General features: G+C 44.8%; 13 protein-coding genes and 1 tRNA gene. 9 read left to right on the forward strand and 5 right to left on the reverse strand.

All coding sequences use genetic code 11. From position 1 onward, the window contains the following. Positions 1-586: 586 nt before the first annotated feature. Positions 587-1,060 (reverse strand): Dps family protein, encoded by a 474-nt coding sequence (locus DUK53_RS07055; RefSeq protein WP_036089159.1) that lies wholly within the window; start codon positions 1,058-1,060, stop codon positions 587-589. 178 nt (positions 1,061-1,238) lie between these two features. Between DUK53_RS07055 and DUK53_RS07060 the strand changes: the two genes are divergently transcribed. The 3 genes from DUK53_RS07060 to DUK53_RS07070 all read left to right on the forward strand — a co-directional run bounded on the left by DUK53_RS07060 (position 1,239) and on the right by DUK53_RS07070 (position 2,961). Continuing rightward, positions 1,239-1,664, forward strand: a complete 426-nt coding sequence (locus tag DUK53_RS07060; protein ID WP_036132768.1) for an Rrf2 family transcriptional regulator — start codon at positions 1,239-1,241, stop codon at positions 1,662-1,664. 84 nt (positions 1,665-1,748) lie between these two features. After that, entirely contained in the window at positions 1,749-2,486 is a 738-nt protein-coding gene (locus DUK53_RS07065; protein ID WP_036132769.1) for an SMI1/KNR4 family protein, read from the forward strand. Between the two features lies 1 nt (position 2,487). Next, positions 2,488-2,961 (forward strand): low molecular weight protein-tyrosine-phosphatase, encoded by a 474-nt coding sequence (locus DUK53_RS07070; RefSeq protein ID WP_036089164.1) that lies wholly within the window; start codon positions 2,488-2,490, stop codon positions 2,959-2,961. A 37-nt stretch (positions 2,962-2,998) separates the two neighbouring features. Here the strand turns inward: DUK53_RS07070 and nfsA are convergent, their stop codons facing one another. From nfsA to DUK53_RS07090, 4 genes are all read right to left on the reverse strand, one after another. Further along, positions 2,999-3,736 (reverse strand): oxygen-insensitive NADPH nitroreductase, encoded by a 738-nt coding sequence (gene nfsA, locus DUK53_RS07075; protein WP_036089166.1) that lies wholly within the window; start codon positions 3,734-3,736, stop codon positions 2,999-3,001. A 12-nt stretch (positions 3,737-3,748) separates the two neighbouring features. Beyond that, complete coding sequence (gene trmL / locus DUK53_RS07080) at positions 3,749-4,258, reverse strand: tRNA (uridine(34)/cytosine(34)/5-carboxymethylaminomethyluridine(34)-2'-O)-methyltransferase TrmL (RefSeq protein WP_036132927.1); 510 nt, start codon at positions 4,256-4,258, stop codon at positions 3,749-3,751. Positions 4,259-4,263: 5 nt separating this feature from the next. Then, the gene (queG, locus tag DUK53_RS07085; protein ID WP_124892662.1) at positions 4,264-5,388 is read right to left on the reverse strand and encodes a tRNA epoxyqueuosine(34) reductase QueG; all 1,125 of its coding nucleotides are present in this window, start codon (positions 5,386-5,388) and stop codon (positions 4,264-4,266) included. Positions 5,389-5,691: 303 nt separating this feature from the next. After that, positions 5,692-5,762 (reverse strand) — tRNA-Gly (locus DUK53_RS07090). A 230-nt stretch (positions 5,763-5,992) separates the two neighbouring features. On the opposite strand from DUK53_RS07090, the gene DUK53_RS07095 reads away from it, so the two are divergent. The 6 genes from DUK53_RS07095 to DUK53_RS07120 all read left to right on the forward strand — a co-directional run bounded on the left by DUK53_RS07095 (position 5,993) and on the right by DUK53_RS07120 (position 12,515). Continuing rightward, positions 5,993-8,101, forward strand: a complete 2,109-nt coding sequence (locus DUK53_RS07095; protein WP_483306204.1) for an ArnT family glycosyltransferase — start codon at positions 5,993-5,995, stop codon at positions 8,099-8,101. Further along, complete coding sequence (locus DUK53_RS07100) at positions 8,098-9,078, forward strand: glycosyltransferase family 2 protein (protein WP_036089168.1); 981 nt, start codon at positions 8,098-8,100, stop codon at positions 9,076-9,078. Before DUK53_RS07095 ends, DUK53_RS07100 begins: the two co-directional genes overlap by 4 nt. 145 nt (positions 9,079-9,223) lie before the next feature. After that, entirely contained in the window at positions 9,224-9,835 is a 612-nt protein-coding gene (locus DUK53_RS07105) for a TVP38/TMEM64 family protein (RefSeq protein ID WP_036089231.1), read from the forward strand. Between the two features lie 9 nt (positions 9,836-9,844). Continuing rightward, the gene (locus DUK53_RS07110) at positions 9,845-10,660 is read left to right on the forward strand and encodes a helix-turn-helix transcriptional regulator (protein ID WP_036132771.1); all 816 of its coding nucleotides are present in this window, start codon (positions 9,845-9,847) and stop codon (positions 10,658-10,660) included. An 80-nt stretch (positions 10,661-10,740) separates the two neighbouring features. After that, complete coding sequence (locus DUK53_RS07115; RefSeq protein ID WP_036132773.1) at positions 10,741-11,958, forward strand: multidrug efflux MFS transporter; 1,218 nt, start codon at positions 10,741-10,743, stop codon at positions 11,956-11,958. After that, the gene (locus DUK53_RS07120; RefSeq protein WP_036089172.1) at positions 11,955-12,515 is read left to right on the forward strand and encodes an isochorismatase family protein; all 561 of its coding nucleotides are present in this window, start codon (positions 11,955-11,957) and stop codon (positions 12,513-12,515) included. The genes DUK53_RS07115 and DUK53_RS07120 overlap by 4 nt, the downstream gene beginning before the upstream one ends. The last annotated feature ends 68 nt before the right edge of the window (positions 12,516-12,583 follow it).

A 12,583-nucleotide genomic window follows, 5' to 3' on the forward strand; every position in this document is an offset into this window, starting at 1 on the left:
TTATGTTCGCATACTTGGTAATGCCCGAAAAAATCACTATTTTGGCGGGCTTAGTTTTGTTCGGTCTTAAAACGAAGTTTTTACTCGAATAACTACTCCTTTTCACTTGACTTACTACCACTAGACTCTTCCCTATTTCGATTACTGCAAGGATAGCAGATATCTACTCACTTCGCATGTATTTTGCTTACAACTAGATAACTGTATGTACCACTTTTTTTGAAAAGTTAAACTTTTTTTGATAAAAGCTTAAAATATAATTTAATACCTCAGTATGATTGATAACTAAACACGACAAAAAATCGCCAAACCTATTATGCCAGGTAAGACGAAAATTTTGCTTTAAACAAATCGAGCGAAAGCGTTTGTATTCAGGGAGTTTGGTGGAACGAGGATGTATCACATCCTTGTTTTAAATATCTAGAAGGAACGCCTATTCTCGATGCTTATAGGTATAACTCATTTCGAACAGCCGGGAAGGATTACATGCTCGCTTCGCTCTCATGCATATTGGGGCTGTAGCTCATTTCATTTCGAACAGCCCCAACAATACGAGCGCTTGTCGCCGATTTATCTGGGATATAATCTATTTCTCTAGAGGTCCTTTTCCTAGGAAGGCTTTGAACATCCAGATATGTTTGTCAATCGATGCTTTGAAGCCGATGAGCATGTCTTGTGTCACGTCGTCGCCTTCTTTTCCTGTTAGTTCGATGCCTTGTTGGTATTCGTCACGTAATAATTCTAACGTGCCAACAAGATCTGCCATGAACTGCTCGATTGTTTTTGGTTTTGTGTATGGTGCTTCTTCTACGCTTGCGTTTTCTGAAAACTCTTTTAGGGTGGAGAATGGTGCGCCACCGATTGCTAGTAAGCGTTCTGCCACTTCATCCATTTGTTCGCCGAATTCGCTGTAAAGGTCATCCATTTTTTCGTGCAGTGTGAAGAAATTGTGCCCGCGCATGAACCAGTGGATTTGGTGAATTTTTACCGTAAATACGTTTAAGTTCGCCACCTGATGGTTTAAAAATTCTTTTGTGTCTACTGAATTGATTGTTTTCATTTATAATTCTCCTCCTTATTTATAATAACTATTATCTAATAATAATTATAAACTAGTTTTACCGATTTGTCCAATCGTGTTATGCCTCACAATAACTTGTACCACTATGCGTCATTTTAAAACATGGTTGACATCTTCTTATTTTGTAACTACAATGGTTACAAAGGAGTTGGTTTGGATGAAAATAAGTAGCCGTTTCACCGTTGCTACCCATATTTTATCACTAATTGCTACCCAAGAGCCACCATTAACCTCTGAACGAATTGCTGGGAGTGTTAATACGAATCCAGTTGTGATTCGGCGCATCAGTGGTCAGCTGAAAAAGGCTGGGCTTATTGCAGTCAAGGCTGGGACTGGCGGCGCGACGCTTTTGAAGCCTCTCGATCAAATCACGCTTTTGGAAGTGTATAAGGCCGTGGATAGTGTCGAGGATGGGGAATTGTTTCAATTTCATGAGAATCCGAATCCGCATTGTGAGGTTGGAGCGCATATTCAAGGTGCGATGGAGCAGACATTGCGTGACGCACAAACCGCGATGGAGCAGGTTTTGGCGGATAAAACGATGGCGGATGTTGTGGAATCGATTCGTGCGGAACTGGCATAAAAAAAGAACGGAATCATTTTTGATGTTAAGGCGCGTCAAAAATGATTCTTTTTGGTATACTGGGTGTAGAAAGAGGTGAATCGGATGAGTATTTGGTTGCGTGGAGCGAGTCCTGCTTTGGATAGTGAGATCGAGGCTTGGGAAGAAACGCATCATCTTTCGCTACCGGGCGGATATAAGGATATGTTGCGTGTACATAATGGTGGTTTGCTTGCGAAAAATCATTTTCCGGTTGCGGAGCCGACGTCGTATGGACTCGCGGATGCAGAAATTTATTCGATCGCGGGGCTTGATGGGTTGCAGCGCCACATTTTGGAGGAGCAGGATGTGGATTTGCCGGGTAATCAGGTGTATTTTCATCAAGATGGGCATCGGTATATTGGGCTCGATTATCAGAGGGCGGAACCGCGCGTGATTTATGTGGATTTCGAGACGTTGCAAACGCTTGTTGTCGCGGAAAATTTTGCGGATTTCGTGGAATCGCTGTACTTTTCTCCTTTTGATGTGGCTTTTGCGCCGGATTATCCGCTTGAAAAATTGGAGCAGATGTTGGCGATGGCGAATGTGAAGAAGGCATTGGAAATTTTGCAGTTGCTGGAGGATCGTGCCGAGAAGGATTGGTATTTGACGCAGATTGATTGTTTGCTACATTCTGAGGAAGCGCCTTTTCGACAAATCGGGGTGACGTTGCTTGAGAATCAGATTTATTATTTCAGGAGAAAATTGGATGCTACGCGTGTTGATGATATGTTGCGTTGGCTGGAATCACAGCATTTTTGGCAGGAAAAGGTCGCGGAGTTAAGAAAGGAATGGGAGGATTAAGATGGTAGTTCGTGTGTTGTTTGTGTGTTTGGGAAATATATGTCGGTCTCCGATGGCGGAAGGAATGTTTCGTGCAAAGGTTAATGCGGCGGGGCTGACGGATCAGATTCGAATTGATTCGGCGGCGACGGGAAATTGGAATTTAGGTAATCCGCCACATCGCGGGACGCAGCAAGTTTTGACGAAGCACGGCATTGATTATTCGCAAATGCGTGCGCGCCTTATTGGTCAGGATGATTTTTCTGATTTCGATTATGTGATTGGGATGGATAGCTCAAATATGGCAGATTTGGAGGCGTTGAAACCGCTGGACAGTGATGTTGTCCTGAAAAAATTGATGGACTTTGCGCCTGATGAAAAAGAGTCGGAGGTTCCCGATCCTTATTATACGGGGAATTTCGAGGAAACAGAACGGCTTGTGAGCGCTGGTTGTGAAGGGCTTTTACACGCAATTCGTGAAAAATTCGATATGTAACAAAAACGACGATTCAGGCTCGAATCGTCGTTTTTTCTTATTTTTTGCCTAGGTTCTTGCTCGCTAGAAAATCTTTGATATCCTGTCTTGTGGTATGTCGCAAGCCGCGTTCGATTTGGTCGGTCCAGCCCTCTACGCGTTTACCACCCGTTCGCGCCGCATAATAATCGCGAATCGTCGCGTCATAGTTTTTGAAGTCTTCCATGTCTTTTGGTTGATAGTGATTTTCGTGGTAGACAAGTTCCGTCGCAAGCCTTGGTTTGGGTTCGGAACTCGTTGTCGGATGGCCAATCGTCAGGCCAAATAAGGGTGTCGCGTAGTCCGGAATATGTAGTAATTCGGAAACTTTTGCAAGATTGTTTCGGATTCCGCCGATGTAACAAATACCTAACCCCATCGATTCTGCTGCGATTGCCATGTTTTGAGCGGCCAGTGTTGCGTCCACGGTTGCCACGAGGAAACGTTCCATCGTTGACAGCGATTCTGTGTCTGCACCGCGCGCCTTCCCGATTTCATGATGCCTTGACAAATCTGCGACGAAAACGAAGAATTGGCCTGTTTTCACGACATAATCTTGATTTCCTGCAATCACAGAGAGCTCCTGACGCAGTTTTAAATCGGAAACACCGATAATCGAGTAGGCTTGCACAAAACTCGACGTAGAGGCCGCCTGTGCGCTTTTTACAAGCAAAGCAATCTCGTTCTCCGTCAATGCCTGATCCTTGAAATCACGCACCGAATAATGACTTAAAATTCCTTCAATCGTTTCGTTCATTGGACTCATCCCCTAGTCTTTAAAAATTTTACGATCATAGTGCGGCAGTTGATCCAGCGTCCCGAACTCTTGTTGACGCAAGCATTCATAAATTAAAATAGCCGCCGTATTTGACAGATTGAGCGACCGAATATGGTCTGTCATCGGAATCCGCAAACACGTATCCTCATGCGCCTCTAAAACCGCATCCGGCAAGCCCGTCGTTTCCTTCCCAAAAATAAAGAAGTAATCCTTATTCGTGTCTCGATAATCCACATCACTATACAAATGGCGTCCAAATTTTGTAATAAAATAAAATTCGCCGCCCGCATTCACTTCAAAAAATTCCTCTATCGAATCGTAGTATTTCAATTTCACGTGATCCCAATAATCAAGCCCAGCCCGCTTCAACATCTTGTCATCCGTCGAAAATCCGAGCGGTCGAATCAGATGCAAATACGTATCTGTCCCCGCACATGTTCGTGAAATGTTCCCTGTATTTGCCGGAATTTCCGGTTGATAAAGCACAATATGATTTGCCAATTTCTTCACCTTACTCCTATTAAATTCTTTGCCCGCGTCATTTCTGCTACAACTTCTGCGTCATCGTCATGCGCCTGCATCAACGCCTGTTCCGCGTCTGCCCCGCCAATTTTTCCGAGTGCCCAAGCCGCCGTTCCTCGAATAACCGGTCGCGGATCTTCCGTCATACACCGAATCAGCTCTGGCACCGCCGTTTTATCCTTATAGCGCGCCAACACAATAATCGCATTACGCTGAATCGGCTTCTTCCCACGCCACGAGCCCGCCATCGGACCAAATTTTTCCTTGAATTCCTTATTCGAAATCGACAAAAGCGGCTTCAATTCAGGTTTCACCAATTCCGGATTAGGCTCCATCGCCTCGTGAAAATGGAAATCATGCCCACGATTATACGGACACACCACCTGGCACGTATCGCAACCGTATAACCGATTATGCAACACTTCGCGATATTTTTCATCCAAAAAGCCTTTCGTCTGGCTCAAATAACTCAGACAAATTTTCGGATTCATCTTCCCTTCCCCGAGCAAACTCCCCGTAGGACAGGCCTCCACACACTTATTACAATCGCCACACAAATCTCCCATCGGCTTATCCGGCGCTAAAGGCAAATTCGTCAGCGTCTCGCCCAAATAAACAAATGAACCAAACTCCGGCGTTATCAAAAGCGTATTCTTAGCACGCGAACCAAGCCCAGCCCGTTCCGCCACTGCAACATCGGAAAACTCTCCCGTATCCACCATCGATTTAAAGCGAGCCTCCGGAACACGTTCGGTGATAAAAGTCTCGAGTAGCATCAATTTCTCACGAAGCACCGTATGATAATCCGTTCCCCACGAAGCCCGAGAAAAAACACCACGACGCGCCTCTTTCCGGCTCACCGGCTCATTCTTCATTTTCGAAGGATACGCCAACGCAATCGCAATAATCGACCGTGGCTCCTTAAAAATCAGATCAGGATACACACGCTCATCGATATTTGGATGCTCAAAACCAGTTAAAACATCCTCCTTCGCTGCAACTTCTAATCGCGTTTTCAATTCCAAAAAAGGATCAGCCGAAGCAAATCCTATTTTTTGAATACCTATTTCATCTGCGTACTCAATGATGTCTTGTTTTAATCCGTTCATATCTATATTCTGCAAGGTTCGCACCTCAGTTCTTAGTATCTTGTTTTTTTGTCTTTTTATCTTTTGTCTTTTTGGGTAAGAGTTAGATATGGCTTTAAACAAATCGAGCGAAAGCGTTTGTATTCAAGAAGTTTGGTGGAAGCCGGAAGCGGAGCGTACTCGTGTACGTGAGAACCGGAAGTCCACCAAACTTCTTGAATGCGAACGCTTGCCGCCGATTTACAGCGCATATGATCCACACAAAAATAAAACGCAATGCTTCGCTTATAAAGGTCGAAACACTGCGTTGATAACATATTTAAGAGCGGGTGATGAGAATCGAACTCACGACAACAGCTTGGAAGGCTGTAGTTTTACCACTAAACTACACCCGCATAGTTTAGAACAAGTTGTTCTAGCAACATTTAATATATTATCACTACTACGCGTGTTTGGCAAGGGGTTTTTTAAAACTTTTTTCAAATTCTTTTCGAAAAGCTAAACGGAGTTGAAATGCATCTATTATTAGACTACTTCTTCCCTCCTAAAATAAACATTTAAAACTATGTTCCCACTCTGTTCACTCATTTTTCACATTTGCCAGATACACTGGGATTATCAGTAAATGAAGGAAGTGATGGAAATGGTGAAACAACGACGGATTGATTGGTTTTTAATTGGTATTGCAGTGCTCGCTGCGTTTCTGAATTTTTGGGCTGTATGGAATGATGATACGGTAAACCCTTATTATACGGCGGCGGTTACGAGTATGACGGAGAATTGGTCTAACTTTTTCTACGGGGCGCTTGATCCTTCTGGGTTTGTAACGGTGGATAAGCCGCCTGTCGCGCTCTGGTTACAAACGATTAGTGCTCTTATTTTTGGGATTCATGGATGGAGCGTTATTTTACCGCAAGCGCTCGCAGGTGTAGCCTCGGTTCTATTACTTTATTTCCTCGTAAAACCGACATTTGGTAGCTGGGCCGCTCGAATCGCAGCACTTGTAATGGCTACGACGCCGATTGCTGTTGCAGTTAGTCGGACGAATAACGTAGATAGTATTCTCGTTTTCGTACTATTACTAGGTGCATGGGCGTTATTTAAAGCAGTACGCAGAGGAAAAATCGGCTTTTTATTATTGGCATTCGTTTTAATCGGTGTCGGATTTAATGTCAAAATGTTACAAGCTTACATGGTTGTTCCCGCCTTTTTATTATTTTATTTAATCGCAGCAAAATTAAACTGGAAGAAAAAACTGCTACATTTGGTGATTGCGCTCGTAATGATGCTCGGTGTTTCCGTATCATGGGCGGTTATCGTGGACAGCACCTCAGCGGACTCACGACCTTACATCGGCAGTAGTCAGACAAACTCCGTGTTAGAGCTTGCATTTGGCTATAACGGGATGGAGCGACTTCTAGGGCAGGAAACTGGTATGAGTACTGGTGGCGGTCAAGATGGAGCAAATGTACAAGCTGGAGCACCCGGCAGCTCCACTAATAACGACAATATCGCACCTGACGCAAGCACGGAATCGGCTCAAAATGGGCAATCAATGTCCGGTCAACCGCCACAACCTCCAAGCGGTTCCACAAATGGCATGAATGGCGGTGGTCCTGGTGGAAACGGTGGCGGCCCTGGTGGCGGCTCCAAAATGATGGGTGGTACAGGCATGTTTGGTACTGGTACAGCCGGCCCATTACGTCTTTTCCAAACGGCACTCGGTGATCAAATCAGTTGGTTATTACCAATGGCATTGTTCGGCACGGCGGCTATTTTCATCGCTAACTGGAGTCGTAAACGTCGCTTCTTCCAATGGAATACGGAGCAAAAAGAGATGGCTTTCTGGGCTGCGTGGCTTATTCCAGTTGCCGGATTCTTCAGTATTGCTGGCTTCTTCCATCACTATTATTTAATCATGTTAGCTCCTGCAATCGCAGCGTTAACTGGTGCTGGATTTATGGCCCTACTCAAACTTTATCGCAAAAATAAAGGCGTGCCTGGTTACTTATTACCAAGTGCAGTAGTCGCAACAACAGGTCTACAAATGTTCTTCATCGCACAATATTCGATGCTTTGGATGGGATTCGTCGGCGTGATTGGTCTAGGTCTTGCAACGACACTATTCATCGTGAAGCATAAACAACCTGCATGGACTTCTTGGATCGCCGTAGCCTCCTTGGTTGCGCTCCTTTTAGCCCCGACTTATTGGGCATTAACGCCGATGATGTACGGTGGCAACAGCGCGCTTCCAGAAGCTGGTCCACAACTGAAAACAAGTAGTGGTGACGGTTTTGCCGATGCAACGGTGAACGAAAAATTGATTTCCTATCTAGAGGAAAACAGTAGCGGAACGGAATTCTTATTTGGAACAACAGATGCTTCCACAGCAGCACCTTACATTATCAAAACTGGTGAATCCGTGATGGCACTTGGTGGGTTCAACGGCACCGATCCAATTTTGACAGTGAAGGAATTGAAGCAAATAATCAAGGATGGCAAAATAAAATACTTCTATTTACCATCGAATAATAAGGCGAGTAATTCAGATGTTGTGGCTTGGATCGAGGAAAATGGTATGAAAGTGGATAGCTCGGAATGGAGCGACGAAACGACGACGACAGATGCAACAACGAGCGCGACAACAGGGGGAAATTCGCAACGTGGCGGCATGCAAGGTGGACAATCTGGTGGCACACTCTACAAACTGACGGAGGAGGATGGAGGACAATGACGAAAAAAATCTCTGTGGTTATCCCGCTCTATAATGAGGCAGCGGTCATGGAACAAACGTATCAGCGCTTGAAAAATGTGATGGAGCAGTTGGCCTTGGATTACGAACTCCTCTTCGTGAATGATGGGAGTAAAGATAAGACGCTAGCCATCGTTCAGGCGATTAGTTTCGCCGATCCACACGTGAAATGCCTCGCTTTTTCTAGGAATTTTGGGCATCAAGTGGCAATCACGGCTGGGACGGATTACGCAAGTGGCGATGCGGTCATTATTATCGACGCTGATTTGCAAGATCCGCCAGAGCTAATTCTAGAAATGGTGCATAAGTGGCAGGAAGGTTACGATGTCGTCTATGCGCAACGGTCAAAACGAGATGGTGAGACTTTATTCAAAAAATGGAGTGCCAAGATGTTCTATCGGATGCTGCATAAACTGACAGATGTGGAGATTCCCGTTGATACTGGGGATTTCCGCCTCATGGATCGAAAAGTTTATACGGAGCTGAAAAAGCTGAATGAGAAAAATCCATTTGTTCGTGGTTTGGTGAGCTGGCTGGGCTTTAAGCAGATTGCAGTAGCATATGAACGTGATGCACGGGCGGCTGGAGAAACGAAATATCCCCTCAAAAAAATGCTCAAACTCTCCATCGACGGTATTACTTCTTTTTCCCACCAGCCGTTGAAACTAGCGAGTTACGCAGGTGTCGTCTTATCGGGCGCTGGTTTCATATACATGTTGATCGTGCTGTTTCAAGCGTTATTCACAAGCACGACGGTGAGCGGTTGGTCTTCGATGATTGTTATTCAGTTATTGTTTAGCGGATTTGTCCTCGTGATTCTAGGTATGATTGGCGAATATATCGGTCGGATTTACGATGAGGTCAAGGATCGACCGCTGTATATCGTCGCCGAACAGTATGGCTTTGAAAAATCGCGCGTGCAGAGTGAAGCAGTATTTATGAATCAAAAAGCGAATTAACCAGACGCAAAACCATAGTTTCTCGTGATGCCCAAATATCGCGGAAAATATGGTTTTGTTTTGCTTCAGTAGCTTGAAAATGCAATTTTGCGGGTATTATGAGAAAATAATAGAAAACTGTTAGGAATTGGGTGGGGTAGCTATGATAGATTGGTATAATTCGATGAAAGAGTTTTTCTCATATGATAATGTGATGCAGTGGATGCAGTCGTATCGGGCATTTGGGCCGTTATTAGCATTTTTCTTGCCGTTTATTGAAGCTTTTCTGCCATTTTTACCGTTCTCTTTGTTTGTGATTGTCAACGTGAGCGCGTACGGTTTATTTTGGGGCTTCGTGATTTCGTGTAGCGCGGCGATCCTTGGGAGCTTGTGCGTCTTCTGGATTGTGCGACGGTTCGGGCAAACTCGTTTTTTGCGGTTTGTGACGCATCATCGGCACGTTCGCAAAGTCATGGATTGGATTGATGAACATGGATTTGGTCCGATTTTTATTTTGCTTGTGATGCCGTTTACACCGTCTTCTGCAGTCAATGTGGTCGCTGCTTTGTCGGAAATCCGCTTTTTCCAATTTTTGATGGCGCTTATCGGTGGGAAAGTGATTAAGGTTTTTGCGATTAGTTACATTGGATATGATCTGCGGGACATCTTGCAACATCCTGTGAAATTGCTTATTTTGATCGTGATTGTCGTTGTTTTGTGGTACGTCGGCAAGCGGTTGGAGCGTTGGATGGGGTCGAAAAAGAAGGATATCGTTTAGGAGGTTAGGATGAACATACATGAGCTATTTTTTCACATTCATTATTGTAACGGCGGTGGTTCGAAGTTGATTTTGGCGAAAAAGTTGACGCGGACATTGCAACACCATGCGTTGATTCTAGTGACTAGCGGGACTGGTACGTATGACATTGCGGATAAAGTCGGGACTTTTCGTGAGGGAACGCTTTTCTATATGCCTGCAAATGTGTCGCATTCGATCGAAACGAGCGGCGCTTCCCTGTTTACCGTTCATTTTAGTTACGCGCGTGTTGGATTTAGCGATACCGCTTGGACGATTCAGCCGGAACAAGATTTGCTGGCTTTTTCTCCTGTGATGGCACTTCAAGATTATTATGCTGTGAGTGAAACTTTTGAGAAGTTAGTTACTAGCTGGCACGCAAAGTTACCTGGCTATGAATTTGTGGCCAAAACATTCTTACAACAACTATTTCTCGCGATTAATCAGAATCTTCGGGCACAACATAAAAATGACGGTGCACGTTTAAAAGTGGAAAAAGTGATTGCCTATATGCGGCGTCACGTGCAACAAAATATCACACTGACAGAACTAGCGAATCTTGTCCAGCTCTCTCCGACTTACTTATCCCGAATTTTCAAGGAAACGACTGGCTATTCTGTGATTGCTTTTTTCAATAAAATGAAGGTGGATTATGCGAAAGAATTGATGATGAACGGGATGAAAAAGGTGAAAGATATCGCCGGACAGCTTGGTTTTAGCGATGAATTTTACTTTAGTCGGCTTTTTAAACAGCTGGAAGGAGTCAGCCCAACGGAATATTATCATAGGAATATCCATGGCTTTTAAAATTGTGCATGGATTAGCGATGTTTCCTCGTTTATACTTAGGTTGTTATTGTCTAAGATAACAAAAGGAGATGCGGTCACATGCCGATTTGGAAGCGAAATTTAATTGTTTGTTGGTTTGGAACGTTTGTTACCAGCATCGGGATGAGTCAGATAGCTCCTGTTTTACCGCTTTACATAAAGCATCTCGGCGTTGATAATACGGCGCTTGTCGCTCAGCTAGCCGGCGTGACATTCGGCATTACTTTTATTATGTCCGCTATTTTTTCACCGATTTGGGGGCAGGCGGCGGATCGATTTGGACGGAAACCCATGTTGTTGCGCGCGAGTCTTGGGATGGCGATTATTATTGGCTGCATGGGATTTGCGCACAACGTCTATGAACTGATTGCTCTGCGTACGTTGCAGGGTGTCGTAACTGGATTCGCAACAGCTTGTACAGCACTCGTCGCCACGCAAACCGATGAGGCGCACGCGGGTTGGGCACTCGGAACGCTTTCGACTGGCGCCATCACAGGTTCGCTGCTCGGTCCACTCGTCGGCGGCATCATCGCGGAACATTTCGGATTGCAAAATGTCTTTTTCATGACTGGCGGACTTTTATTCGCCGCTTTTATTTTAACAGCGCTGTTCGTGAAAGAGAATTTTGTGCGGTCGGAGAAAAAGGTGATGAATACGAAGGAAGTTTGGCGTGCTTTGCCGAACAAAAGCTTTATTTTGACGATGTTTGTGACTTTTTTTACGCTGACTTTAGCGCTTTACTCAGTGGAACCTATCATCACAGTCTATATGCAACAACTATCGAGGGGGGCGTCGCATATCGCGCTACTTTCAGGGCTCGCATTCTCTGCGTCAGGCCTAGCGAGCATCATCGCAGCACCACGACTCGGCAAACTTTCGGATAAAATTGGGGCACAACGCGTTATTTTCGTCGCCCTGATTGTGGCGGGTGTTGTTTTTATTCCTCAAGCCTTTGTAAACCATCCGTGGGAACTGATTGCGTTGCGATTTATACTTGGTCTCGCGGTCGCCGGTCTCAATCCTTCCGTCAATATTTTGATTAAAAAAATGACACCACCGGATTTCACTGGTCGCGTCTTTGGTATCACAAATTCGGCGGGTTATCTAGGAATTTTCATGGGATCGGTTTTTGGCGGTCAAATTGAGGCATGGCTCGGCATCCAATACGTCTTTTTCATTACCAGCGCCCTGCTTTTCGTCAACGCTGTCTGGGTTTATTTTAAAGTGTATAAAAAGCTAAATGTAAAACACCAACTAGTAAAGGAGCAAATAAAATGAATTTATCAATCGAAAAAACAGCACTTGTCCTCATCGACTTACAAAATGGAATTATCGGACATCATAGCGCGCCGTATACGCCAGAAGCTATTATCGAGCGTGCAGGAGCGCTAGTCAAAGCCTTTGTAGAAAAAGGCGGATTCGTGGTATTAGTTCGTGTTTCGACGTTAGATGGGAAAGATATGCTACATCCAATAACAGACACGGAGCAAGGCCCAGCCTCGTATCCAGCAGGTTGGGATGCGATTGTCCCGGCACTTGCGGAAATAGATGGCACGTATACGATGACAAAACGGCAATGGGGCGCGTTTCATGGTACAGACCTTGATTTGCAATTACGTCGCCGTGGTATGGATACGATTGTGCTCGGTGGTGTGTCTACTGGCATCGGCGTGGATACGACAGCCCGCGAAGCCTTCCAACTTGGCTATAATCAAGTTTTTGTGGAAGATGTAATGGGCGCTGCGAACAAAGAAATGCATGATTATGTATGCCAAACTATTTTTCCAAGAATCGGAAAAGTACGGTCTAGCGCGGAAGTTATTTCGTATCTATAAAAAAGAGACGATGCAACATGTATGTTAGAATGCAGCAGACTGTAGAAAACTGCTTTACATGATATTTC

The organism is Listeria sp. SHR_NRA_18 (assembly GCF_003856515.1).
GTDB lineage: Bacteria > Bacillota > Bacilli > Lactobacillales > Listeriaceae > Listeria_A > Listeria_A newyorkensis.

Coding starts and splice junctions, on each gene's coding strand:
- DUK53_RS07070 (WP_036089164.1), top strand. CDS start 2,488: ATGGTAGTTCGTGTGTTGTTTGTGTGTTTGGGAAATATATGTCGGTCT.
- DUK53_RS07100 (WP_036089168.1), top strand. CDS start 8,098: ATGACGAAAAAAATCTCTGTGGTTATCCCGCTCTATAATGAGGCAGCG.
- DUK53_RS07120 (WP_036089172.1), top strand. CDS start 11,955: ATGAATTTATCAATCGAAAAAACAGCACTTGTCCTCATCGACTTACAA.
- DUK53_RS07065 (WP_036132769.1), top strand. CDS start 1,749: ATGAGTATTTGGTTGCGTGGAGCGAGTCCTGCTTTGGATAGTGAGATC.
- DUK53_RS07110 (WP_036132771.1), top strand. CDS start 9,845: ATGAACATACATGAGCTATTTTTTCACATTCATTATTGTAACGGCGGT.
- DUK53_RS07115 (WP_036132773.1), top strand. CDS start 10,741: ATGCCGATTTGGAAGCGAAATTTAATTGTTTGTTGGTTTGGAACGTTT.
- nfsA (WP_036089166.1), bottom strand. CDS start 3,736: ATGAACGAAACGATTGAAGGAATTTTAAGTCATTATTCGGTGCGTGAT.
- DUK53_RS07055 (WP_036089159.1), bottom strand. CDS start 1,060: ATGAAAACAATCAATTCAGTAGACACAAAAGAATTTTTAAACCATCAG.
- DUK53_RS07060 (WP_036132768.1), top strand. CDS start 1,239: ATGAAAATAAGTAGCCGTTTCACCGTTGCTACCCATATTTTATCACTA.
- queG (WP_124892662.1), bottom strand. CDS start 5,388: ATGAACGGATTAAAACAAGACATCATTGAGTACGCAGATGAAATAGGT.
- DUK53_RS07095 (WP_483306204.1), top strand. CDS start 5,993: ATGAAGGAAGTGATGGAAATGGTGAAACAACGACGGATTGATTGGTTT.